The organism is Janthinobacterium lyxosi (genome assembly GCF_051380665.1).
Classification (GTDB): Bacteria; Pseudomonadota; Gammaproteobacteria; order Burkholderiales; family Burkholderiaceae_D; genus Janthinobacterium.
Map to the genome: position 1 here is coordinate 53553 of NZ_JBNYXM010000013.1, position 24235 is coordinate 77787.

Annotated in this window: 21 protein-coding genes; 13 read left to right on the top strand and 8 right to left on the bottom strand. The window is 63.1% G+C overall.

The genetic code is table 11. The annotated features are described in order from the left end of the window. The first annotated feature begins 94 nt into the window (after window positions 1-94). From ACQ4WP_RS15740 to ACQ4WP_RS15750, 3 genes are all read left to right on the top strand, one after another. Entirely contained in the window at window positions 95-1573 is a 1479-nt protein-coding gene (locus ACQ4WP_RS15740) for a parallel beta-helix domain-containing protein (protein ID WP_436522172.1), read from the top strand. An 83-nt stretch (window positions 1574-1656) separates the two neighbouring features. After that, window positions 1657-2868: an SO2930 family diheme c-type cytochrome gene (locus tag ACQ4WP_RS15745; protein ID WP_436522174.1), complete on the top strand. Its 1212-nt coding sequence runs from the start codon at window positions 1657-1659 to the stop codon at window positions 2866-2868. Window positions 2869-3070: 202 nt separating this feature from the next. Continuing rightward, complete coding sequence (locus ACQ4WP_RS15750) at window positions 3071-3496, top strand: Fur family transcriptional regulator (protein WP_034787417.1); 426 nt, start codon at window positions 3071-3073, stop codon at window positions 3494-3496. Window positions 3497-3508: 12 nt separating this feature from the next. Here ACQ4WP_RS15750 and ACQ4WP_RS15755 read toward each other — a convergent pair whose 3' ends face one another. The 4 genes from ACQ4WP_RS15755 to zigA are packed head-to-tail and all read right to left on the bottom strand — an operon-like array spanning window position 3509 to window position 7106. Beyond that, window positions 3509-4027, bottom strand: coding sequence for a GNAT family N-acetyltransferase (locus tag ACQ4WP_RS15755; RefSeq protein ID WP_436522176.1), 519 nt, complete (start codon window positions 4025-4027; stop codon window positions 3509-3511). A 43-nt stretch (window positions 4028-4070) separates the two neighbouring features. Further along, window positions 4071-4859: a HoxN/HupN/NixA family nickel/cobalt transporter gene (locus ACQ4WP_RS15760; RefSeq protein ID WP_436522178.1), complete on the bottom strand. Its 789-nt coding sequence runs from the start codon at window positions 4857-4859 to the stop codon at window positions 4071-4073. Further along, window positions 4856-5860 carry a CobW family GTP-binding protein gene (locus ACQ4WP_RS15765; RefSeq protein ID WP_436522180.1) on the bottom strand — a complete coding sequence of 335 codons (1005 nt, stop codon included), beginning with the start codon at window positions 5858-5860 and terminating at the stop codon, window positions 4856-4858. Before ACQ4WP_RS15765 ends, ACQ4WP_RS15760 begins: the two co-directional genes overlap by 4 nt. A gap of 19 nt (window positions 5861-5879) precedes the next feature. Continuing rightward, the gene (gene zigA, locus ACQ4WP_RS15770; protein ID WP_436522182.1) at window positions 5880-7106 is read right to left on the bottom strand and encodes a zinc metallochaperone GTPase ZigA; all 1227 of its coding nucleotides are present in this window, start codon (window positions 7104-7106) and stop codon (window positions 5880-5882) included. A 140-nt stretch (window positions 7107-7246) separates the two neighbouring features. On the opposite strand from zigA, the gene ACQ4WP_RS15775 reads away from it, so the two are divergent. The 7 genes from ACQ4WP_RS15775 to ACQ4WP_RS15805 all read left to right on the top strand — a co-directional run bounded on the left by ACQ4WP_RS15775 (window position 7247) and on the right by ACQ4WP_RS15805 (window position 14681). Beyond that, on the top strand, window positions 7247-7903 hold the full coding sequence (locus ACQ4WP_RS15775; RefSeq protein WP_436522184.1) for an ABC transporter ATP-binding protein: 657 nt from the start codon (window positions 7247-7249) through the stop codon (window positions 7901-7903). Beyond that, entirely contained in the window at window positions 7900-9102 is a 1203-nt protein-coding gene (locus ACQ4WP_RS15780; protein ID WP_436522186.1) for an FtsX-like permease family protein, read from the top strand. The genes ACQ4WP_RS15775 and ACQ4WP_RS15780 overlap by 4 nt, the downstream gene beginning before the upstream one ends. Before the next feature lie 11 nt (window positions 9103-9113). Continuing rightward, window positions 9114-9581, top strand: coding sequence for a DUF3299 domain-containing protein (locus tag ACQ4WP_RS15785; RefSeq protein ID WP_436522188.1), 468 nt, complete (start codon window positions 9114-9116; stop codon window positions 9579-9581). Then, on the top strand, window positions 9578-10033 hold the full coding sequence (locus ACQ4WP_RS15790) for a TlpA family protein disulfide reductase (protein WP_436522189.1): 456 nt from the start codon (window positions 9578-9580) through the stop codon (window positions 10031-10033). Before ACQ4WP_RS15785 ends, ACQ4WP_RS15790 begins: the two co-directional genes overlap by 4 nt. An 83-nt stretch (window positions 10034-10116) precedes the next feature. Beyond that, window positions 10117-12213 carry a bifunctional 2',3'-cyclic-nucleotide 2'-phosphodiesterase/3'-nucleotidase gene (locus ACQ4WP_RS15795; protein ID WP_436522191.1) on the top strand — a complete coding sequence of 699 codons (2097 nt, stop codon included), beginning with the start codon at window positions 10117-10119 and terminating at the stop codon, window positions 12211-12213. A 56-nt stretch (window positions 12214-12269) separates the two neighbouring features. Further along, window positions 12270-12962 carry a tetratricopeptide repeat protein gene (locus ACQ4WP_RS15800; RefSeq protein WP_436522193.1) on the top strand — a complete coding sequence of 231 codons (693 nt, stop codon included), beginning with the start codon at window positions 12270-12272 and terminating at the stop codon, window positions 12960-12962. A 282-nt stretch (window positions 12963-13244) separates the two neighbouring features. Continuing rightward, a complete protein-coding gene (locus ACQ4WP_RS15805) occupies window positions 13245-14681 on the top strand; it encodes a catalase (RefSeq protein WP_436522195.1) in 1437 nt (478 codons plus the stop codon). Window positions 14682-14820: 139 nt separating this feature from the next. On the opposite strand, the gene ACQ4WP_RS15810 is transcribed toward ACQ4WP_RS15805, so the two are convergent. Together ACQ4WP_RS15810 and ACQ4WP_RS15815 are read right to left on the bottom strand one after the other, a co-directional pair. Continuing rightward, the gene (locus ACQ4WP_RS15810) at window positions 14821-15141 is read right to left on the bottom strand and encodes a hypothetical protein (RefSeq protein ID WP_436522197.1); all 321 of its coding nucleotides are present in this window, start codon (window positions 15139-15141) and stop codon (window positions 14821-14823) included. Window positions 15142-15311: 170 nt separating this feature from the next. Further along, complete coding sequence (locus ACQ4WP_RS15815) at window positions 15312-16493, bottom strand: chymotrypsin family serine protease (protein WP_436522199.1); 1182 nt, start codon at window positions 16491-16493, stop codon at window positions 15312-15314. Between the two features lie 274 nt (window positions 16494-16767). Between ACQ4WP_RS15815 and ACQ4WP_RS15820 the strand changes: the two genes are divergently transcribed. From ACQ4WP_RS15820 to ACQ4WP_RS15830, 3 genes are read left to right on the top strand one after another with little or no spacing between them, the layout of a single operon-like run. Further along, window positions 16768-18768 (top strand): serine protein kinase, encoded by a 2001-nt coding sequence (locus ACQ4WP_RS15820; protein WP_436522201.1) that lies wholly within the window; start codon window positions 16768-16770, stop codon window positions 18766-18768. Window positions 18769-18770: 2 nt separating this feature from the next. Beyond that, a complete protein-coding gene (locus tag ACQ4WP_RS15825) occupies window positions 18771-19955 on the top strand; it encodes a DUF444 family protein (RefSeq protein WP_436522203.1) in 1185 nt (394 codons plus the stop codon). After that, window positions 19952-21418: a SpoVR family protein gene (locus tag ACQ4WP_RS15830; RefSeq protein ID WP_436522204.1), complete on the top strand. Its 1467-nt coding sequence runs from the start codon at window positions 19952-19954 to the stop codon at window positions 21416-21418. The genes ACQ4WP_RS15825 and ACQ4WP_RS15830 overlap by 4 nt, the downstream gene beginning before the upstream one ends. Window positions 21419-21577: 159 nt before the next feature. On the opposite strand, the gene ACQ4WP_RS15835 is transcribed toward ACQ4WP_RS15830, so the two are convergent. Together ACQ4WP_RS15835 and ACQ4WP_RS15840 are read right to left on the bottom strand one after the other, a co-directional pair. Then, window positions 21578-22762 (bottom strand): SDR family oxidoreductase, encoded by a 1185-nt coding sequence (locus ACQ4WP_RS15835; RefSeq protein ID WP_436522206.1) that lies wholly within the window; start codon window positions 22760-22762, stop codon window positions 21578-21580. Continuing rightward, window positions 22762-24066: a nucleotide sugar dehydrogenase gene (locus ACQ4WP_RS15840; protein ID WP_436522208.1), complete on the bottom strand. Its 1305-nt coding sequence runs from the start codon at window positions 24064-24066 to the stop codon at window positions 22762-22764. Before ACQ4WP_RS15840 ends, ACQ4WP_RS15835 begins: the two co-directional genes overlap by 1 nt. Window positions 24067-24235: the final 169 nt, after the last annotated feature.

Consider the following 24235-nt stretch of genomic DNA (forward strand, 5'->3'; position numbering starts at 1 on the left):
TTCTGTCACTAATGAAACACAAACGCAGAACTATAATCATCGCATAAATATGGATAAAAAGATAAAAACCGCCATAAAACAAGGGAGACATTGCATGAACAAACTACCGCGCTTCAAACACTTTCAACCCCTGTCATACGCGACTGCCATGCTCATGCTGGCCAGTTGCGGCGGCAGTTCCAGCGTGCCCGTTGTCGAGGTCGTGGCGCCCCCGATCCTGGACGTCGTCGTCACGGCAGCGCAGATGAATGACAGCGACATGAGTAATCTGCTGTTTCGTCTCAAGGAAGGCTCCACCGTCATGCTTCCGGCCGGCAAATTCCACTTTGACCGTCCCTTGATCATGAACACCAGCGGCGTCACGATTATCGGCAAAGGCAATGGCAGCAATCCGGCGACCGATACCATTTTGTCCTTCAAGGACGCCAGCAGCCGCAACGGCTTGCAGGTCAGCAATGTCAAGACCATTACGCTGAAAAATTTCGCGGTAGAAGATGCGGCCGGCAATGCCGTGTTTGTTTCAGCGTCGAGCAATGTGACCATGGATGGCTTGCGCGCAGAGTGGACCACCGATCCAACCAAAACGTCCAAAATGGCGTATGGCCTCTACCCGGTCAATTCCGACAATATCATCGTCAAGAACAGCAAGGTGATCGGTTCGGAGGATGCGGGTATCTATGTCGGACAATCGCAAAATATCCGTGTCAGCAACAATGAAGTGTATTTGAACGTGGCAGGAGTGGAGATAGAAAATTCGCTCAATGCCATCGTGGAGAACAATGATTTGCATGACAACACGGGCGGCGTGCTGGTGTTCTCCCTGCCTGGCACCTATCGCTTTAAAAAAGGTTCCGGGGTTTTGATACAAAACAACAATATCCACGATAACAATACGCCGGTCGCCGACAATGCCACGGGCTTTGTCACATCGGTGCCGGTCGGTACCGGCATCATGGTGCTGGCGGCGGACAATACTGAAATCAAAAACAATGTCATCAAGAACCATAAGACCACCAGCATACTGGCGCTGAGCTATCAGGCTACCGGTTTCGCCATCAACGACCCGGACTACAATCCATTCATCCATGGCCTGTATGCCTACGGCAATACCATCTCGCTATCGGGCTATGCGCCGGACGGCGCATTCAAGACGGAGCTCAAACCCCTGGTCGATGGCCTGTTTGCGCAGCTGGCATCGAATGGCTTGCCGACGCTGCTGCCGTACGGCGTGTGGGACGGCATACTCGATCCGGCAAAAAGTAGCGGCCTGATCCCCTTGCCCGGCATGGGCGGCGTGGGCGTCGGTGGCGTGGCCAGCGATGACAGCCGCATTTGCATCAAGAACAATACCTCGCTCGATACGCCCGTCATCGACACCGTGATTTCCTATGAGACGCTGGATATCAATCTTATCGGGCTGAAGCTGGGCGCGTCGGTCGCGGCGGGAGAAACACCGCCGGAAGCGATTGCCGGTATACCTGCCGAGCTATTACAGCCAAGCTTTCCTTTCGCGCCGCGCATGAACTGTCAATTGACGCTGCCAGCCATTCCAGCCTTTCCGATCATTAAGTAAGCAAACCAGGGCGGCAGCGCGTGCCCACGCCACAGGGCACAGTGTGCTTGTCATCCATTTTTTGCTCGTCAGGAGTCCATGATATGAAGACCAGATTGCCATTTTTTGCCGCACTTTTCCCCCTCATGTTCGCCATGAGCTTGCTAAGCGCCTGCGGCGGCGGCAAGACCGCCGAGGGCGATAGTTTTGCGTCCGAGGTGAAGCTCTTTGAACGCACCACCGCACCGGACAAATTATCCAGCTGGAATTTGCTGCAGAGCGACGGCAAGATGATGCGGCTCAATGCCGCTACCGTGGCGTATGATTTGAACAGCCCCCTGTTTTCCGACTATTCCAGCAAGTTGCGCGCCATTTATCTCCCCAAGGGTAGCAAAATTACCTATAACGGCAATGGCGACCATCCCTTTGTTTTTCCCAATGGCGCAGTCATCGTCAAGACTTTTTATTACCCGAAGGCCACAGGCAGCGATGCCAGCTACATCGGGGTACAGGCAGTCAGCCATCAAACAGTGCAGGGCAACTCCATCGACTTGAGCAAGAACCATCTGATAGAAACCCGCTTGCTGGTCAAGCAAGCCGATGGCAGCTGGCTGGGCCTGCCCTATGTGTGGGATGACGATCAGAAAGACGCATCCCTGAAAATTGGCGGCGACGTCAAACGCGTAGAGCTGGTCAGCGACAATGCATCGCGTCAGAAAATCAGCTATAAAGTACCCAGCGCACAGCAATGCCAGCAATGCCACGCCACCACCTCGGCTGGTGGGGGCGAGCTGCTGCCGATTGGCACAAAGGCACATAATCTCAACAAGACTTATCTGTATGGCGCCGGAGCAAAAAACCAGCTCGACAATCTCAACGACCTTGGTTTGCTGAGCGGCTATATCAGTTCTGCAGCCGCGCCCAAGGCGGCCGATTGGAGCGATGCCTCGCAAACGCTGGATGCCCGCGCCAAAGGCTATCTGGAAGCAAACTGCGCGCACTGTCATTCCACCACTGGCCAAGCCCAGCAAAGCGGACTATTGCTTGGCTTTAACCAGACAGCCAATCCTCTGATCGACTCGATCAAGCGCGGCATCTGTAAAAAGCCGCTGGCCTACGGTGGCCCAGGACTGCCTTACCAGTACGATATCGTACCGGGCTCGCCTGAGACATCCATTTTGCTGTACCGCACCAGCCATACCGATTCAGAATCGGTGATGCCGGTGATCGGGCGCGCCGCCAATCACGCGGAAGCGAACGCCATGTTGAGCGCATGGATCGCTGGCATGGCCAAGGCCGAATGTTCGTTGCCCTGAGCCATGGCGTGATACGCGTCCCGCGCTCGCTGGCACTGCCCGCTACCCCGGGCATGCCAGCGACGCCGGCATGCTGAATTGGAGGTTCAAAGCATGACGTGGCTTCATGCTTGTGAGCACGCATGCTAAGATACGGCCAAGAGGGTGGCAACGGGCACGGCGATGACGCCGCCAGCCGATCCCCCCGCAAGCAGGCCATATCATGTTGACATCATCTTCTACACCGCAAGCCGAATCGCTGATCCGCAACACCAACGCCCGCGTCACCAAGACGCGCGTGAAGGTGCTCGACTTTTTAATGGCGCAAAGCCGTTCGCTGACCCACCATGAAATCCAGCAGGCGCTGTCGCAGGACAGCGATATCGATTCCGTCACCCTGTACCGGGTGCTGGAATGGCTGACGGAAAATGAACTGGTGCACCGCATCGCGGGCGCCGACCAGGTATGGCGCTTCAGCGCGGGCGCCGGCCACCAGGCGCACGAGCACGCGCACTTCCAGTGCACCAAATGCGCGAACGTCACCTGCTTCAATGAAGTCAAGCTGCCCCCGCCCGTGCTCTTGCCGGAAGGCTTCAGCGGCGGCGAAGTCGATTATTTGATCAAGGGCCTGTGCCCGCGCTGCAAGTAAGGCCTTCTGACATCACCTGAGCAGCAAGGCCAGGTGATGCTCGTCATAGAACAGCTCGCCCACGCGCATCGAGCGCGGCTCCGTGCCATACGCGATAAATCCCAGCGATTCATATAGTTGTCGTGCGGCATTATTTTCCGCATTCACACTTAAATGCACTTGCATGATGGCAGGATCCGTCTCGGCCTGTTCGATGCAGGCGTTCACGAGCCGCCGCGCCACACCCTTGCCCCGCTGAGGCGCATCGACGAAGACGCCCCACAACAAGGCCTTGTGCCACAGCTGGCGCAAGGGTTCGCGCCGCAAGCCGGCAAAGCCCACCAGCCGTGCGCCATCGAAAGCGCCAAAGCCCCTTTGCTGCGCGCCGCCGGCGATGCGCTGCGCGTGTTCTGCGGGCGTGCGCGCCAGTTCATCCTCGCGCGACGATGAAAACGAGCTGGGCGAGTCAGCGATGGCGCGCAGGCGCAGCGCGCAAAAGGCGGCGGTGTCTGCTGGCGTCAGCAGGCGGATGACGATATCGGATGCGGGCATGGGAGGACTCGGCAGTTTTTTCCATTATACCCACGCCCTTCCCTCACGCACGCACGCGGCGCAAGCCATGCAAAGTCCAGCCGTACAGGGCCGCCATCAGCAGCACCATGGCCGCGCCCAGTGCCGCCATCCAGCTTTCCGGCAGCGACCAGGCGGGGTCCAGCTTGCCGGCGGCCATGTAGCCGGCCATGACCACGCAGATGGCGACGATGGGCCAGCCCAGGCGGCGCCGGAAGGCGCGCACGATGTCCACCTGGCCGGAGCGCATGACCTTTGCCGTGACCCAGCCATCGAAGGTATCCGTCACGCCCATGCCCAAAGCAAACACCAGGCCTGTGAGCAAGGCCGGCTGCATGCCGCCCAGCGCCACGGCTGCATAGCCCCAGGCAGCCGCCTGCAGGGCCGTGTCGAAGACCAGCGCGAACAACATGCCGACGAGGATGGCGGCAATAGGCCCGGAAGCGCCCCGCAGCCAGGCTGGCAGCAGCCGGCCGCGCACTTCGGCCAGTTGCGCGCCGGCCAGCAAGCTGCGCGCATTCATGCCGGCGATGAGCAGCAGCAAGGCGATGGGCAGCCACTCCAACCAGCCGAACAGGGTTGGCGATGGCGTAAATTGCCGCGATGCCAGCGCCGCCACGGCCACGATGGCCAGCACGGTGATGCCATGTCCCAGTGCAAACAACGCGCCCATCCACGGCGCCCAGCGCGGCGATGCGGCCTGGCTGCGCAGGGTCAGGCCATCGACGGCGGCCAGGTGGTCCGGCTCCAGGCCATGCCGCATGCCGAGCAGGAAAATCAGCGCCAGGGCGGGCAAGCCCGCTCCCACGCTCATGCGGCCACCTCGGCCAGACTGTCTACCTTGGCCACGCAGCGGTCCAGGCCCCGCGTCAGCATCTCTTGTGGCAAGTCGCGGCCGATAAAAATGATCTTGCTGGCGCGCGTCTCGCCGTCGCGCCACGGCGCGCCCAGTTCCGAGCCCATCAGCATGTGCACGCCCTGAAAGACGGCGCGGCATGGCAAGTCGGCAACGTACAAAATACCCTTGTAGCGCATCAGCTGGGCGCCGAACAGCTGCACCACGGCATCGAGAAAGTTTTCCACCTGCAGCAAATCGAGGGGCTGGGACTGGTGGTACACGAACGATTGCACGCCGTCACCATGGCGGTGGCCCAGCTCTCCCAGGAAATCGGGCTCCAGCTCGACGATGGCGTTCAAATTGAAACCGCGGATGTTCAGGATATCGCGCAGCGGCACGTTGCCAAAGCGTACTTTCTGTATGCTGGCGCGGCCATTGATGGCGATCAGCCGCTGGCGCAGCGCGGCCAGCTCGTCCTTGCTGACCAGGTCCGTCTTCGACAGCAGGATGCGGTCGGCAAAGCCCACCTGCTCCTGCGCTTCCTGGTGCTGCGTCAGTTGCTGCTGCGCATGGCGCGCATCGACCACCGTCAAAATGGCGTCGAGCAGGTAAAACTCGCTGATTGACGGCTCCGCAAAGAAGGTTTGCGCCACGGGGCCCGGCGCGGCCAGGCCCGTCGTTTCGATGATCACGTGGTCGAAGGCGATGGTTCCCGCTGCGCGTTTGGCCTGCAGCTCACCGAGGATGCGGATCAAGTCGCCGCGCACGCTGCAGCAGATGCAGCCATTGTTCATTTCCACGATCTGCTCGTCGCTGTCCTGCACCAGCAAGCCATGGTCGATGCTTTCGGCGGCGAATTCGTTTTCGATCACGGCGATGCGCACGCCGTGGTCGCCCTGCAATATGCGCTTGAGCAAGGTGGTTTTCCCGCTGCCGAGAAAACCTGTGATGATGGTGACGGGGATCAGTTCTGTCATAGTGTGTTCCTGTTCAAGGTTAGTCTTCCAGTTCTTCCATGCGCTGCCATTGGGGAAACGGGTCGGGCAGCTGGCGCCAGGCGGTCATGCCCTGGCGCGTTTCCGTATAGTTCAATTGACATTTTTTCAAGTCCGCCTCGATGGCGGCCTGGTCCATGTCCTGGCCGATGAAGACGAGCTCCTGGTAGCGGTCGCCATACGTTTCGCTCCAGCCCGCTTTCATTTCCGCCAGCGAAGCCGCATCCGTGGGCCAGCGCTCCTTCGGCACGGACGCCCACCACAGGCCCACGGGCTCGATATTCATCAGCTTGCCCGCGCCGGACAGGCTGGCCACCCACTCGGGGCGGCTGGCCAGCCAGAAATAGCCCTTGCTGCGCACCACGCCCGGTATCGGCTGGGAAATATAGTCATGCAGGCGCTGCGCGTGGAATGGTTCCTTGGCCCGGTAGACGAAGCTGGCGATGCCATACGCTTCCGTTTCCGGCGTGTGGATGCCGGCCAGCTCTTGCGCCCAGCCCGGCATGGTGGCCGCCTGCTCCAGGTCGAACAAGTTCGTGCCCAGGATGGCGTCGAGCGGCACGATGGACTGGTTGGTTTCGATGACCCTGGCGCCGGGATTCAGGGCCTTGATGACGGCCAGCACGCGCTGGCGTTCGTCGGCCTCCACCATGTCGACCTTGTTGAGGACGATGACATTGGCAAATTCGATCTGTTCCGTCAGCAAGTTGGCCAGTTGGCGATCATCGCCCTCGCCCGCGATTTCGCCGCGCTGCTCCAGGCTGTCCTCGCTATGAAAATCCGCCAACAAGTTGGCGCAGTCGACGACGGTGACCATGCAGTCGATGCGCGCCACGTCGTTCAGGCTGTCACCGTGCTCGTCTTCGAAGTCGAAGGTGGCGGCCACGGGCATCGGCTCGCCCACGCCCGTCGATTCGATCAGCAGGTAGTCGAAGCGGTCTTCGGCGGCCAGGCGCCGCACTTCCAGCAGCAAATCGTCGCGCAGGGTGCAGCAGATGCAGCCGTTGGACATTTCCACCAATTTTTCTTCCGTGCGCGACAGGGCCGCGCCAGCTGCCTCGGCGCTGTCCTTGACCAGCGAGGCGTCGATATTGACTTCGCTCATGTCGTTGACGATGACGGCCACGCGCTTGCCTTCGCGGTTGCGCAGTATGTGGTTGAGCAAGGTGGTCTTGCCGGCGCCGAGAAAACCGGACAGGACGGTGACGGGGAGTTTGCGCTGGGTCATGAGTATCTTTCGAATGGGGGGCGATGAAGGGGGCAACGGACGCTGGTTTTTTAAATGCAAGTCTATTGCGTTTGAATTATAATGCAGCTCAGTTGCATTTGTGCGGCAATCTTTGCCAGCAGGCCTCCCGAAAGAATTTCATGCTCCACCTCGCCTCTTTGACCTACGGCTATGACCCAGCCAGCCCCGTGCTGGATATCGACGCCTTTCACTTGCCCGCCGGGTGCCACGCCCTGTTGCTGGGACCGTCCGGTTCGGGCAAATCGACCTTGCTGCATTTACTGGCCGGCATCCTGACACCCCAGGCGGGCCGCCTCGAAGTGGCGGGCACGTCCTTGCCCGACCTCACGCCAAGACAGCGCGACAGCTGGCGCGGTCGCACCGTCGGTTTGCTGCCCCAGCAACTGGCGCTGGTGCCCAGCTTGAACGTGCTCGATAATGTCTTGCTACCTGCCTACGCCAGCGGCCAGCGGCCCGATCCGGCCCGTGCAGCCAGCCTGCTGGGCCAGTTGGGCCTGGCAGGCAAGCTCGATGCCTACCCGCATGTCTTGAGCGGTGGCCAGCGGCAACGGGCCGCCATTGCGCGCGCCGTCTTCATGCGCCCGCAACTGATCCTGGCCGACGAGCCGACGGACCACCTCGACGACGACTCCTGCGCCACCGTCGTGCACCTGCTGGCCAGGCAGGCCGAGCAGACAGGCGCCTCGCTGGTGATTGCCAGCCACGACGCAAGAATGCTTGCCGCCTTGCCCGACGCTGCCGTGCTGCGCCTGCCGCGCGCCAGGGATGCGGCATGAACGCGGCCACCCTGGCCTGGCGCGCCCTGCGCCACAAGCCGCTGGCTTCCAGCCTGAACCTGCTGCTGGTCGCCATCGGCATCGGCATGATGACGTTCATTCTCGGCGTCTCGACCCAGCTGGAAGAGCACGCCGAACGCGATGCGCAAGGCATCGACCTGGTGGTGGGGGCGAAAGGCTCGCCCTTGCAGCTGATCCTGTCGTGCGTGTATCACGCCGATATTCCGACCGGCAACATTCCCGGCAGCGCGCTGGCGGCGCTGGCCGCGCAGCCGCTGGTGAAATCCGCGATCCCGCTCGCGCTGGGCGACAATTTCCACGGTTTCCGCATCGTCGGCAGCACCACGGCGCTGCTCGACCATTACGGCGCGCAGCTGGCGCAAGGAAAACTGTTCATGCAGCCCATGCAAGCCGTGTTCGGCGCCCGCGCCGCCCGCGAAACGGGCGCCACTCTCGGTGCCAGCTTCGCCGGCTCGCACGGACTGGCGGCGGGCGGCGAACTGCACCAGCATGCGCCCTACACGGTGACGGGCATCCTGGCGCCCACGGGCACGGTGCTGGACCGCCTGATCCTCACGCCCGTCGCCTCCGTGTGGCAAGTGCATGAAACGGACCCCGATGAACAGGCGGCTGAGTCCTCCAAACTTCCTGCGCCCGAGCGCGAACTGACGGCCGTGCTGGTGCAATACGCCTCGCCGCTGGCCGCCATCCGCCTGCCGCGCTGGGTGAATGGCCAGCCGCGCTTGCAGGCGGCGCAGCCCGCTTTCGAGGCGGCACGCCTGTTCAATCTGCTGGGCGTGGGCATCGCCGTGCTGCGGGCGATTGCCGCCGGCGTGCTGCTGGTGGCGGCCCTGTCGCTGTTCGTGGCCCTGTATGGCGCGCTGGAAGAACGCAAGATGGACCTGGCCATCCTGCGCACCCTGGGCGCCTCGCCCGCCAAACTGCTGCGTTTGCTGCTGGCGCAAGGCTTGCTGCTGTCACTGGCGGGCGCGGCGCTGGGCTGGCTGCTGGGCCATGCGGCGATCGGCTTTTTGGGCTTGCTGGAATCGATGCAGGACCTGAACCTGCAAGCCTGGCGCATCGCGCCCGATGAAGCGTGGCTGCCCGTGATTGCCGTGGCTGTGGGCTTGCTGGCCGCGGCCATTCCCGCCGCGCGCGCCTACCGCACCGATATCGCCGCCACCCTGGCGCGTTCCTGAAAGGAGAAGAGATGTTGAAAATCATGCTATTGAGCGCCTGCCTGCTGCCAGCTGGCATCGCTGCAGCGGCGCCAGCCGACGAACCGCCCTCGTTCTTCGCCCCCTTGACGGATTTGCCCGGCGTCGTCTCGTGGAAACTGTTGGGCCAGGCCACCACGGTCAAGGCGAAAAAGGGTCGCATGGTGCCGAAATACACGCCGGAAATCAGCGCCCTCGACAATACGGACGTGAAAGTGCAAGGCTTCATGATGCCGCTGGAACCGGGGCAAAAGCAAAAACATTTCCTGCTGACCGTCACCTCGGCCAGCTGTCCCTTTTGCCTGCCGGCCGGTCCGGAAGGCGTGGTGGAGATCAAGAGCAGGACACCCGTGAAATTCAGCTATGCCCCGTTCATCGTGCAAGGCAAGCTGAAAGTGCTGGCCAGCGACCCCATGGGCCTGTATTACCGCATGACGGACGCGGCCGTGGTGGCGCAATGACACGCTGGCCGGCGTTGCTGCTGGTGTTCGCCTGCCATGCGAACGCCGCGCCGCTGGCCTTCGACTTGCCCCGCCTCGATGGGGGAAGCCAGCTTAGACTAAACCAGTTCCACGGCCAGGCCGTGGTGCTGAACTTCTGGGCCAGCAACTGCCTGCCCTGCATCCAGGAGTTGCCGATCTTCAATGCCCACGCCGCCCGCCAGCCCGGCTTACCCCTCATCGGCATCGCCATCGATACGCGGGCGGCCGCGCAAGCGTTCCTGCGCCGGCACCCGGCCAGCTATCCCCAAACGGTCGCATCACCCGCCATGTTGTCCACCTTTGGCAATAAAATCAAGGGCTTACCGTACACAGTGATTCTAAACTCTCAACATGAGGTCTGCACGCGGCGCCTGGGGCCCATCGATGCGGCCTGGCTCGGCAAGGCCGTGGCTGCCTGCGCGCGCCCCTGAATCCATGTGCCTTGCACGGCTGTCATCGCTGCGTCATATGGCGGCGTTACAGTCGCGTCCTTTGAATCTTTCCGAGGACGGTAATGAAAACAAACTGGGTCATGCTGGCGGCGCTGGCAAGTGCAGGTTTAACTGGCTGCAACGGCGGCTCGACGACGGCGCAGGTCATTCCAGAAGGCACGACGGTCAGCGTGGCCTTGCTGGAAACCACCGATATCCATTCGAACGTCCTGAGTTACAACTATTACGCGCTGGCCGAAGACACGAGTCTGGGCCTGGAGCGCACCTCCACACTGATCCAGGCGGCGCGCGCGGAAAATCCGAACAACGTACTGCTCGACGATGGCGACGTCATCCAGGGCACCCTGCTGGCCGATTTGCAAGCCGTGGCCGCGCCCGTGCCCTGCTCCGGCACACTGGCCGTGCACAAGGCCATGAACGCACTGAAATACGATGCGGGCGGCATGGGCAACCACGAATTCAACTATGGCTTGCCCTACCTGAGCCAGATCACCAACACGGATTTCGGCATTCCAGGCGTGGCCAAGCCGACGGGCACGTGCGGCGCGCCCGCCTTCCCTTCCGTGCTGAGCAATGTCGTCGGCGTGTCCAGCGGCAAGCCCATCTTCCAGCCCTACACCCTGTTGCCCCGCGATTTCGCCGCCACGGCGCCCGATGGCAGAAAGCTGAGCGTGAAGATCAATGTGGGCGTGCTCAGCTTTGTGCCGCCGCAAATCCTCGAATGGGACCAGAAAGTGCTCGCCGGCAAAGTCAGCGTGACGGGCGTGCAGGAAACAGCGAAACAGTACGTGCCGGAATTGCGCAACAAGGGCGCCGACCTCGTCGTGGCCCTGTCGCATGGCGGCCTGGACACCAGCGCCTATAGCCCGAAGATGGAAAACGGCAGCTATCATTTGACCAGCACGGGCATCGACGCCCTGATGATAGGCCATTCGCATTTGATCTTCCCGAAAGGCAAGGAAGAAGGCGCGGCCGCGCTGGACGCTTCGTTTGCCGCCTTCCCCGCCAGCGCCAAGATCGACGCCGTCAACGGCTTTGTGAACGGCGTGCCGACCGTCATGGCGCAAAGCTGGGGCCGCCGTCTGGGCATCATCAAGCTGACGATGGTGTATCAGGGAGGGCGATGGGTAGTGCAGCCCGCCAAGACGACGGTGGAATCGCGTGGCTTCAAGTACACGGATGGCAAGACCCTCGTGAAAGCCGACCCGGCCATCGCGCCGCTGGTGGCCACCGAGCACGCGGCCACCATCGCCTACGCCAAGCAGCCGCTGGGCATCAGCACGGATTTCGAGATGTCCGCCTATTTTGCGCTGGTGGGCGATGTGAGCGCCATCCAGCTGGTGAACCAGGCGCAGCTGGACTACGTGAAGAATTTCATCGCCACCAGCACGGATGCGGCCTTGTCCAGCTACAAGAATATCCCCGTGATTTCGTGCAGCGCACCGTTCAAGGCGGGCCGCAACGGGCCATCGGACTTCACGGACGTGGCCGCAGGCGCAACGCCGGCCGCGCCAATCGGCTTGCAGGTACGCAATCCGGGCGACCTGTATTTGTATAGCAATAACAACCTGCAAGCCGTGAAGATCAAGGGATCGGACTTGAAGGCCTGGCTGGAAACGTCGGCCAAGCAATTTGGCCAGATCGACCCGGCCAGTACTGCCGAGCAAGACCTGGTGCCGTCGTATGGCACGATTTATAACTACGACGTGTTCTATGCGGAAAACAATGCGCTGACGTACCAGATCGATGTGACGAAAAAGCCGGGCAGCCGCATCGTCAACCTCACGTACAAGGGCGCACCCGTCGCCGATGGTGATGATTTCATCGTTGCCACCAACGACTACCGTGCCGGTGGCGGCGGCGCCGTGCCTGGCATCGATGGCAGCAAGACCATCATCAAGTCGCCCGATGCGAACCAGGCCGTGGTCAGCAATTACCTGGCGTCGCTCAGCACCAAGGGCGGCAAGGTGACCCTGGCGGCGAATGGCAGCGCGCGCAGCTGGAGCTTCGTCAAGACAGCCACGGCCGGCCCCGTGATCCTGCGCTCGGCGCCGGGCCATCTGGCGCTGGCGCAAGGCAGTGGCATCGCCAATGTGGCGGCCGAAGGCGGGCTCGACGCCAGCGGTTTCGCCAAGTACCGCATCGACCTGAGCAAATAAGGTCCATGGGCCGGGACTGCGGTGGTTCCGGCCTGTTTTGATGAAAGGTGATCCAGATGAAACACGCACTCTCCCTCCCCGCCGTCGTGCTGGCCGCCGTCCTGGCCGCCTGCCAGGCGTCGCCGCCACCCACGCCGGCGGAAATCGAAGCCGTCGCCATGCAGGCGCGCCAGGCGGGCGACCACCAGGCCGAGCGCCGTGTACGCAGCTGGGCCAGCAAGGACATGCCCGTCGCCGAGCGCGAACTGGCGCTGATTTACCAGGCCCGGCCCGAACGCCGCGCCGATGCGCTGGCTCTGTTCGAACAGGCGGCCCGCGCCGGCGACACGGAAGCGGCATTCGAACTGGGGCAAATGCTGCGCGCGGCCACGCCCAGGCCAGCCTGGCTGTGGTACCGGCAGGCGGCGCAGCAAGGCCATGCGAAGGCGGCCCTGATGCTGGGCTTGCTGGCGGCCAACGGCGAAGGCGTGCCGAAAGACCAGAGTGAAGCGGCGCGCTGGCTGGAAAAATCGAGCGAGCTGGGCAATCCACACGCCATGTTCCTGCTGTACAACGCCTACCGCGAAGGCCGCGGCGTGCCGCGCGACCTGGCCAGGGGCCGTGAGCTGCTGGAAGAAGCGGCCCACCACGAATACCCGCCGGCCATCCAGGAACTGGCCATGACGGTGCAGGCCGATGACGCCCTGCGCGCGGGCCACCTGATGAAGGAAGCGACGGAACACCGGCATAATAACTGGAACAAGTTTTAAGGGCTGGACAAAAGGCCAGTGGCGTGATCGGTGCCTGTCTTTATATACTTGCAACTTGCAAGCGTGTGAGGCCGGCAGTGACTCAGCAGTTATGATGCAAGTGCACCGCCTGAGCTTGCGCAGGCGCCGCGACATGCTGTCCTGCAGGAAAAGGTTTACACTGGTTTGCATTTTAGAAATTTTACTCTGGACCAGCCCCGGTGAGTGTTCATTCTACCCAGCCAGTGTTTGAGTAGCGCCGGTGCGTCCATTGCTCTGCCTAGCCATGAAAGAAAGAGTCCAATGAAAAAGCTGACCACCGCCTTTGGCGCGCCTGTTGTCGACAACCAGAACATCCAGACGGCCGGCCCGCGTGGCCCTGCCCTGCTGCAAGATGTGTGGTTCCTGGAAAAGCTGGCCCACTTCGACCGCGAAGTCATCCCCGAGCGCCGCATGCATGCCAAGGGGTCCGGCGCACACGGCACGTTTACCGTCACGCACGACATCACGCGCTACACGCGGGCGAAGATTTTTGGTGCCGTGGGCAAGCAAACGCCCATGTTCGCGCGCTTTTCCACGGTGGCTGGCGAACGGGGCGCGGCGGATGCGGAGCGCGATATCCGCGGCTTTGCCCTGAAGTTCTATTCGGAAGAAGGCAACTGGGACCTGGTCGGCAACAATACGCCCGTCTTCTTCATGCGCGACCCGCTGAAATTTCCCGATTTAAATCACGCCATCAAGCGCGACCCGCGCACGGGCTTGCGCAGCGCCAACAGCAACTGGGATTTCTGGACCTCGCTGCCCGAAGCGCTGCACCAGGTAACGGTGGTGATGAGCGATCGGGGCTTGCCGCGCAGCTTCCGCCACATGCACGGTTTCGGCAGCCATACCTTCAGCTTCCTGAATGCGCAAAACGAGCGTTTCTGGGTCAAGTTCACCTTTAAAACCCAGCAAGGGATTCAAAACCTGACGGATGCCGAAGCCGAGGCGCTGGTCGGCAAGGACCGCGAAAGTTCGCACCGCGACCTGTACGACAGCATCGAAAACAAGGATTTCCCCCGCTGGACCCTGTACGTGCAGATCATGCCGGAAAAAGAGGCAGGCACGTATCACCTCAACCCCTTCGACCTGTCGAAAGTGTGGCCGCACGGCGACTACCCGCTGATCGAGGTGGGCGTGCTGGAACTGAACCGCAATGCGGACAACCACTTCGCGGAAGTGGAGCAAGCGGCCTTCAATCCGGCCAATGTGGTGCCCGGCATCAGCTTTTCACCGGACAAGATGCTGCAAGGCCGCTTGTTTTCGTATGGCGACGCGCAGCGCTACCGCCTCGGTGTCAACCACAGCCATATCCCCGTCAACGCGCCGAAATGCCCGTTCCACAGCTACCACCGCGACGGCCAGATGCGCGTCGACGGCAACCAGGGGGGGACTTTGGGCTATGAACCGAACAGCGAGCAGGAATGGGCCGAGCAGCCCGATTTCCGCGAACCGCCATTGAGCCTCGAAGGCGCGGCCGACCACTGGAACCACCGCGTCGACGAGGATTACTATTCGCAGCCGCGCGCCCTGTTCCGCCTGATGACGCCGGCACAGCAGCTAGCCTTGTTCGACAACACGGCGCGCGCCATCTCGGGCGCCTCGGAGCAAGTCAAGCAACGCCACATCGGCAACTGCACCCTGTGCGACCCCGCCTATGGCGCGGGCGTGGCCGAAGCGATCGGACGGCTGAGCAAGTAATGCCGGAAGTGAGGCCGAAAGTAAGGCCGAAAGTAAGGCCGGCTGAAAAAGCTGGCTGAAAGACGGCCGGGAAGGCCTGGCAGCAGGCCTTCCGCCGCAGCACTCTGCGGCAGGCGGACTGGCCGCCAGGCACGCTTGCCTACCAGTGCTGGATATCGATCTTGCCCGTGATGCTCGTTTCCACCGGATAGCCGTCGACCTGCGACGGCACGCGCCGTTTGACGGACGCATCGCGCAGATACACGACGAGGGTTTCACCGCCGATGGCGGTCTGCCCCAGGCTGACGCCTTCGACCCCATCGATCGCCATCAGAGCCCGCTCGTTGCGCCGCTTTGCCGCTTCCAGCCGGCCGGGCGGCGGTGCAGCATGAGCGAGGCCACTGGCCCCGTCCGGCACATACGGCATGGCCGCATCCTCGAAGACGGCGTATGGCGCCGGTACGAATTTACTGTTTGACATGACACATCCTCCTGATGCTGCCCATGGCACGCGTGGGCCAAGGAGGCGCGGCAGCGCCTCTTGCCCGCCAAGCCATGCATGGCAGCCACACCTGACCCTATCATCATCGTGCAAAAGGCGGCGCAGTGCAAGGAAGCATCACGCCGCCGCGCCGTTTTCTGTGACAATGCTCAGGTGTACAAATTGATGTCGAGCGCCACCACCACGCGCCGCATCTGGTTGGCAAAGGTGATGTTGTTACCGCCGGCAAACAGCAGGCCGACGGGATTGCGCTGCTGGTTCCAGGTCCAGATGGAGGAGCCGGAATCGCCGCCCGCGCTGAATGGCCCGCTGACGCCCGTAATGGCGATCTGGTCCTGGAACAGCGCGATCCTGCCGCCGCCATAATTGACGTTGATGGTGGCGCCCAGCCCCGTGATGCGGCCCTGCGTCAATTGCGTCGTGCGTCCGGATTTGCCGACCATCATGCCCAGCGCGGGTGCTACCAGCGCGTTGCTGATGCGGAAATACGCCGGTACGCCGCCGCTCAGGTAGACGAGTTCGGGACGCACGCGGTCTGGCCAGGCCCAGCCTGTGGCGCAATCGACAAAATTGACGCCGCCGCTGAAATTGATAGGCACGAAGCGCTCAAGCACGGCCACCTGGTCTTGCGGGCAGCGGCCACCGTCGATGGGGCCCGGCTGCACGATGCAATCGTTGAACACGCCGCCGTTGGAATTGGCCAGCACGTGATTATTGCTCAGTATCATCAAGCGGCTGTTGCGCGGTGCACTGCGTCCCACGGCCAGGCAGCCGATGGTGCCGGCCGTGATGCGGAAATGTCCGACCGAGACGCCGCCTGGCGCCGGACGCAGGCGGAAACGGTGCGGTTGCGCATCGATCACGCCCGTGACGACGATGTTGACAGGCACCCTGTCGCTGGCCACGGCGCGCACGCCCATGGCAGCCACGATGGCGGCCTTGGCGCGGTCGACGGAAGTGGGTTCGGCCACGTACAGGGTCAGGGCTGGCAAGCCCGGCTCGCCGGACGAGCTGTCGCTGGCGCCCTCGCCCAGGCCGATGGACACGCCCTGGATATTGCCGCCATCGCTGAAGGCATCGGCGGCGCGCACGCCGCCCGCCTGGGAAATGGACTGGCGCATGCCGTCTTCGATGCTGCGCTTGATTTCCAGCAATTCCATGCTGACGCCGCTCAAGGCATCGGGCACGTCCGAGACGGATGCGCTCTCGATCGTATTGTCGTCTTCGCCGGGGACGGAAAATTGGCCGACGGCCTCTTCATCATCCGCGCTTTGTCCCCTGCCGCTGCTGCCCGGTGGGGCGCTGAAACCGTTCTCGTTGCCTATCATCATGTTCTCCTCGTGGGTCGCTGAAATCACCAGTGTGGACGGGCCGCGCCGGTCGGCATTGATCTGGATTGAACTGCGCAGGCGCATGGCCGCCCTGCGCCCACGGGGCCAAGGGGGGGCAAAAATAGTTCCATTCTCAAGGTTGAGCGAGATCAGGCGTGCGGGCAGAGGTGCCGCCGTATACTGGGCCAACAGGCTGGAACTGGGCCTGTTCCACGGCAGCAACGCTAGCAACGCCAGCAACGGTATGGATGGGGAAACAATGACGAGCCCTGGTATGACACGCCACGACGACGCGCCTGCGGCAGCGGCGTCAGCGGGCGACAGCACGAGAGACGCCGATAGCGCCGCGGGCCAACATGCCGGTTTTATGCACGGCATGGCGGCATGGGCGGAAAATCACCGCGTCAGCCCCTGGCGCGGCAGTTTTGCCGACTTCATCGAACAAATCCTGCCCGGCCGCGCGGCCCTGCTGACGCGCAGCGCGCACCAGTACCTGTGGGACATGATGCGCGGGAACGGCCAGACCGATGACAGCGGGCGCTTTCGCTGCCGCCTGTTCGACGACGAACTGTTCGGCATCGACGAGGCGATCGACCGGGTGGCCGCCTACTTCAAGGCGGCAGCCGCCGGCTCCGAGGTGGGCCGGCGCATGTTGCTGTTGCTGGGCCCGCCATCGGGCGGCAAGTCGACCCTGGTGATCCTGCTCAAGCGGGGGCTAGAAGAATACAGCCACAGCAGCGAAGGCGCGCTGTACGGCATCGCCGGCTGCCCCGTGCACGAATCGCCGCTGCATCTGGTGCCGCACAGCATGCGCGCCGACTTTCGCGCCAGCTATGATGCCGAGCTGCATGGCGAACTGTGCCCTCATTGCCGCGCTCGCCTGGAAGAACAGTATGGGGGCGACTTCCTGCGCATGCCCGTCGAGCGCATCCACCTGTCCGAGGCGGGCCGCTGCGGCATCGGCACATATGCGCCGCACGACCCCACCACGGCCGACCTGGCCGACCTGGTGGGTTCCGTCGACCTGTCGAAGGTGGTGCAGTACGGCGACGAAGGCGATCCGCGCGCCTGGTCGTGGTCCGGCGCCGTGTATGCGGCCAGCCGCGGCATGCTGGAAATGATCGAGATCCTCAAGGTCAAGCGTGAATTCCTCTACCTGCTGCTGACTTTAACGCAGGAAAAAAATGTCAAGGTGTCACGTTTTCCCTTGATTTACCTCGATGAAACCATCCTGGCGCACACGAATCTGGCCGAATTTCGAAAATTCCTGCAAGAAAGCGAAAACGAGGCGCTGCTCGACCGCATGGTCATCGTGCAAGTGCCGTATACGCTCAATTACCGCGAAGAAGCGCGTATCTACCGCAAGCTGATCCTGGCGGCAGCGCCTGCCTTTCGCGACGTGCACCTCGATCCGCACGTGCTGCATGCGGCGGCCGTGTTCGCCATCCTCAGCCGCTTGCCCGAGGGCGAGGACAAGGAAGCCGAGCTGGTCAAGAAACTGCGCGTGTATGCAGACGAAGACGTCGGCGACTTGCAGCATGCCGACATCCGCCGCCTGCGCGAGCGCGACAAGTCGCCCGACGAGGGCTTGTCGGGCGTGTCGCCCCGCTTCGTCATCAATGCCCTGTCGCACGCCATCATTTCCGCCCAGCGCAACAGCCTCTCCACCATGGACGTGCTGCTGGCCCTGAAGGATGGCATCGAAAACGATGCGCGCATCGAACCGCGGCGCAAGCGTCAGTGGGTCGATTACCTGGTGCTCACGCGCAAGGATTTCTATAACCGCTGGGTCAAAGCCGACGTGCACAAGGCCCTGTTCGTGTCGTTTGAGCAAGAAGCACAGGACTTGCTGAGCAAATATCTCGATGAAGTCGAAGCCATGCTCGACAACCGCCAGATCCGCGATCCCATCACCAGCGAAGAACGCCGTCCCGACGAGCGCTTCCTGCGCGCCGTGGAAGAAAAAATCCATATCAGCGACTCGGGCAAGCAGTCTTTCCGGCAAGAAGTGGTGCGCAAGGCCATGAGCGCCTTCAAGCGGGGCGAAGCCTTTGGCCTGGGTAGCCATGCGCAATTGCACGATGCCATCCAGCAATATCTGTTCGAGCAGCGGCGCGACGTGCTGCGCCTGGTCGGCTCGGCCAAGCGCCCCGATGACGACGTGCGGGCCAGGATCTCCGCCGTCGAGCAGCGCCTGGTCGACGAATATGGCTATGACGCCCATAGCGCGCGCGAAGCGCTCAACTACGTCACCACCTTGCTGGCGCAGGAATAGCCATGTCCGTCACGACCTCGCCAGCTTCCACCGCGCCAGCCCTGGCCCAGCCGTGGTACGCGCTGTTCTCGCGCGGCGCGCGCGACTGGCTGCGCCACAACCAGAAAGTGTGCGAAGCCGTGCAGGCGCACTTGCCCGAGCTGATCGCCACGCCTGACCTGATCGGCGGCCCCCAGCAGCGCACGGTGCAAGTGCCCATGCGCCTGCTCGAACATGCGCATTTTCGCCTGGCGCCCGCGCGCAACAGCGTGGGTGCAGGCCAGGGTGAAGGCCAGCCCGGCGATCTCCTGCGCGCGGCGCGCCCCACCGCCACGGGCGAGGCTGGCGCGCCAGGCGGCGATGGCGAGGGGGCGGTGCGCCTGCTGCTGGAGTTTCCCATCGACGACATACTCGACTGGCTATGGGACGCCTTCGAGTTGCCGCACCTGAAGCCGCGTCACCTGGGCGCGATCGACGATGTGCAGCTGGTACGCAGCGGCCTGGACCGGCATGGCGCCCGTTCGCGCCTGGACCGGCGCCGCACCGTCAAGGAAGCGATCAAGCGGCGCGCGGTGCAAGCGCAGCCCGTACCCTTCACCAATGATGACTTGCGTTACCGCCAGGTGCTGCCACAGCCCCGGCCCAGCACGAATGCCGTCGTGTTTTTCGTGCTGGACGTGTCGGCCAGCATGGCGCAAGCCGAGCGCAAGTTGGCCAAGTCCTTCTTTTTCTTTGCCTTGCAGGGCTTGCGGTGCAGGTATGCGCGCGTGGAAACGCGCTTCATCGCCCATACGACGCGGGCCTGGGAGTTTTCCGAAGCCGAATTCTTCCAGGTCAATGGCATGGGCGGCACCATGGCGTCCAGCGCCTTTCGCCTGAGCCGCGATCTGCTGCAAGAGCACTATGCGCCGGGGCGCTATAACGCTTACCTGTTCTATGCCTCCGATGGCGAAAATTTCAGCGAAGACCGGGGGGCGGCCAGCCTGGCCCTGGGCGACCTGGCCGCCGTGCTCAGCTATATGGGCTATGTGGAAACCTTGCCCGGCGTGCCGCGCAGCCTGGAAACGGAAATGCACAGCCTGTGCGCCGAGCACGAACGGCGCGGCTTGCCCTTGCACAGCAGCATCCTCAGCAGGACCGACGATGTGTGGGCGGCCATCCGTACCTTTTTCCAGCACGAGGCGGGCGACACGCAGGAAACGCCATGACGCAGCCTGATGCACAGTTGCACGGCGACGCGACAGACAAGGCAGACACAATGGGCCTGGACGGCTACGCGGCGCGCATCGAAACGCTGGCGCGGGAACTGGGCCTGGCATTTTCCCCTGTCGAGTTCGAACTGGTGCCGGACAGTTTCATGGCCGAGATCGCCATCTATGGCTTGCCCGTGCGCATGCGCCACTGGTCGTTCGGCGTGCGCTACATCCATCAGCTTGTGCATCAAAAGATGGGCAATTCGCACATTTTCGAAGTCATGTTTCCCGGCGACCCTTGCCATGCCTACATGGCAGAACACAATTCCGTAGCCGAAAACACGCTCGTCACGGCGCATGTGCTGGGCCACGCCGACTTTGCCAGCCGCAATGCCCTGTTCCAGCGTTTCGGCGCCATGGCGGGCCAGCACATCCTGGAACAAAGCGCGGCGCGGGCGCGGCGTCTCGATACGGCACTGCAACAGCACGGGCATGAGCAGGTGGAAGCCGTGCTCGATGCCGCACTGGCGCTGGAACAGCATGTGGACGTCCACGCCGAGCTGCACCGCCCACCCTATGCCGCAGCATCGGGGCCAGCCGGTGTGGCGGGCAAGCAAGCCGCCGCAGACGATCCCTTTACACAACGCTACCGGCGCTTGCCCGGTGAAGCGGCCACGCTGGCGGCGCGCGAGGCGGCCAGGGCGCGCCTGGCGCAGCGCCCGCTCATGCCGCCGCAAGCCGAGTACGACTTGCTATGGTTCATCGCCCACCATGGGCCGGAGCTGGCCGACTGGGAACGCGACATTTTTTTGGCCGTGCGCGAAGAGTCGTTTTACTTCTATCCCGTGTACGCCTGCCAGATCATGAATGAAGGCTGGGCCTCGTACTGGCATGCGCGGCTGCTGCGCGAAGCCGACTTCCTGCCCCCGGCACTGTATCTGTCCGCCATCAAGTCGCATTCGGACGTGGTGCGCCCTTACGCGGGCGAGCACCAGCAGGCCCTGGCCGTCAATCCCTATCACCTGGGCTTTTGCATGTGGGAGCACATCATCGAGCGCGAAGGACTGGCGCGGGCGCGCCAGATTTGCCGCGACGACGACGATTGCAGTTTCATTCGCAACTATCTGGACGGGGAACTGGCTGACCGCCTGGGCCTGTTCGTGCATGAAAGCCGCCGCGACGGCGAGACGCGGCTGGCCAGCCGCGACTTGCGGGCCATCCGCGAAGCCATCCTGGCGCCCAAATACAATTATGGCGCGCCGTGCATCGCCGTCACCCTGCTCAACGACGACGGCAGCCTGGTGCTGCACCACGATCATCAGCGCGATGGTCGCGGCCTCGACCTGGAGCGCGCGGAACAGGTGCTGGCGTATATCGCCCGCGTCTGGCGCCGCCCCGTCACCCTGCACACGGCCGATTTCCGTGGCACACCCCGTGTTCTCCACAGCAGTACCGACGGCGTGCCCGAACCGCCCTAGCCGGCAGCACCGGCAGCTACGCCCGTGCAGCGCTAGGCGGCAGGCAATCGCGCGGGTGTGGCATTGTATTGGACATTATGCGGGCTATATTATGCGGGCCGCCTGCGCGCACACGTCAGGTGCAGCCAGTTCGTACCGGATGCGCGGCCAGCTCGTACCTCATGCCTGGTCAGCCTGCGCCACATACCAGGCGATGGTCTGACGCAATCCTTGCGCCAGATCGTGCGTGGGTACGTAACCCAGCAAGCGGGCCGCCTTGCCGATGTCCGCTTGTGAATGGCGCACGTCGCCGGCGCGAAACTCGCCATAGTGCGGCGCCAACGGCAGGTGCCGCGGGCGGGCGGCCAGCAACATCTGCTGCATGGTGGCGTGCAGCTGCGTCAGGCTGGTGCGGGCGTTGACAGCCACGTTGTAGACCTGGTTGACGGCTGCCGGGTCGGTGCCGGTGGCGGCCAGGAGATTGGCTTGCACGGCATTGTGCACAAAGCAGAAGTCGCGGCTGGTGGCGCCGTCGCCATGGATGTACACGGCCTGGTCGTCCAGCATGGCGGCAATCCAGCGGGGAATGACGGCGGCGTAGGCACCCAGCGGATCTTGCCGCGGACCGAAGACATTGAAGTAGCGCAGCCCCACCGTTTGCATGGCGTAGCAGCGCGCGTACACCTGCGCATACAGTTCATTGACATATTTACTCAAGGCATACGGCGACAGGGGCGCGCCGATGTGCTGTTCCACTTTCGGCAAGGCCGGGTGGTCGCCATAGGTGGCGCTGGACGCGGCATACACGAAACGCTGCACGCCCGCATCGCGCGCGGCGGCCAGCATGTTCAGGAAACCGCTGACATTGACGGCATGGCACAGCAGCGGGTCTTCCAGCGAACGCGAGACGGAACCGAGCGCCGCCTGGTGCAGCACATAGTCGACAGGGTCGCCAGTCCCGGCACGCTCGCTCCCGGCCAGACTGCCGCTACCGCCACCGGCAGCATCTGCATCACCGCCGTCAGCGCTGGCGGCCTGCGCCGGCGCGCCACACGCGCGCGCGCACGCCTGCGGGTCGCGGATATCGCCTTCGATGAAGGTGAAGCGCCGCCACGCCTGCTCGCCCACGCTGGCGCGCACCTGTTCCAGGTTATCCCGGTGGCCCGTCAGAAAATTGTCCAGGCCGCGCACTTCCTGCCCCAGCTGCAGCAAGGTTTCCAGCAGGTGCGAGCCGATGAAGCCAGCCACGCCCGTCACCAGCCAGCGTCGCGGTTCCCTGGCCAGCTGCGCGCAGGCCAGCGCATACGCGCCGGCAGCCGTGCCATGCGCCGTGTCTGCTGCCGAATCGACAGCGTCGGCCGCCATCACAGCCGCCACACTTGCAGGCCGCCATCTTGCAGCGGGCGGGGGTCGAAATGCGACTTGATGTCGATGAAGCAGCCGTTCTCCAGCACCTTGGCCTGGAAATCGGCCAGCGGGCGGGCCAGCAGGGCCTGGTGCGAAACGGCGCTGATGATGGCCTCGGCCCGCGGCAGCTGTTCCCAGCTTTCCAGCGCCAAGCCGTATTCTTCCAGCGCTTCGCGGCCATCGGCGACAGGATCGTGTACGTGCACCTGCACGCCGTACGATTGCAGTTCGTGGATCATGTCGACCACTTTCGAGTTGCGCAAGTCCGGGCAATTTTCCTTGAAGGTCAGGCCCAGCACATTCACGTGCGCGCCCTTCAGTTTAAACCCGGCGCGCACCATTTCCTTGATGGTTTTTTCCGCCACGAACTTGGCCATGCCGTCATTGATGCGGCGCCCGGCCAGGATCACATGCGGATGGTAGCCCAGCATTTCCGCCTTGTGCGTCAAATAGTAGGGGTCGACGCCGATGCAATGGCCGCCCACCAGCCCTGGACGGAATGGCAGAAAATTCCATTTCGTGCCCGCCGCCTGCAGCACTTCCAGGGTGTCGATGCCGATGCGGTCAAAGATAATGGCCAGCTCGTTCATCAGCGCGATGTTCAGGTCGCGCTGCGTGTTTTCGATCACCTTGGCCGCTTCGGCCACCTTGATGCTCGATGCGCGGTGCACGCCCGCCTCGACCACGCCTTCATACAGGGCTGCCACCTTGTCCAGGGTGGCGGCGTCGTCACCCGAGACCACCTTGCGGATGCTGTGCAGGGTGTGCGCCTTGTCGCCGGGGTTGATGCGTTCCGGCGAAAAGCCCACATGAAAGTCTTCCTTCCAGCGCAGGCCCGAATGCTGCTCCAGGATGGGAATGCAGATTTCTTCGGTGGCGCCCGGATACACGGTCGACTCGTAGATGACGATGGCGCCGCGCCGCATGTGGCGTCCGACGGCCGCGCTGGCGCCAGCCAGGGCGGAGAAATCGGGATTATGCGCGCTGTCGACGGGCGTGGGCACGGCCACGACGATGAAATCGGCCAGTTGCAGCTCGGCCGGATCGCAGCCCACGCTCAGCCACTGCGCTGCGCGCAGCTGCTCTGTACTCACTTCGCCGGTGGGGTCGACATGGTTGCGGTAACTTTCTACCTTGCGGGCCGACAAGTCAAAGCCGATGGTGCGCTGGCGCATGCCAAACGCGACGGCCAGCTGCAAGCCGACATAACCGAGCCCCACCACCGCCACCACGTCCGCCTTGCTATCCACGCTGCTATCCATGTGCATCGCTCCAAATGGTTGCGGCCTGAGCATCGCCGTCCGGGAAATTCTACGGTCGCCGGCGCGGCCATTCTTGAGATGGAACAAGGAACCAGGAGCAGCGGCAAGTCCGCACGCGGACAATCGGCGGCTTGTTGAGCACAATCAAGGAGAGCGGCGGCCATCTTTT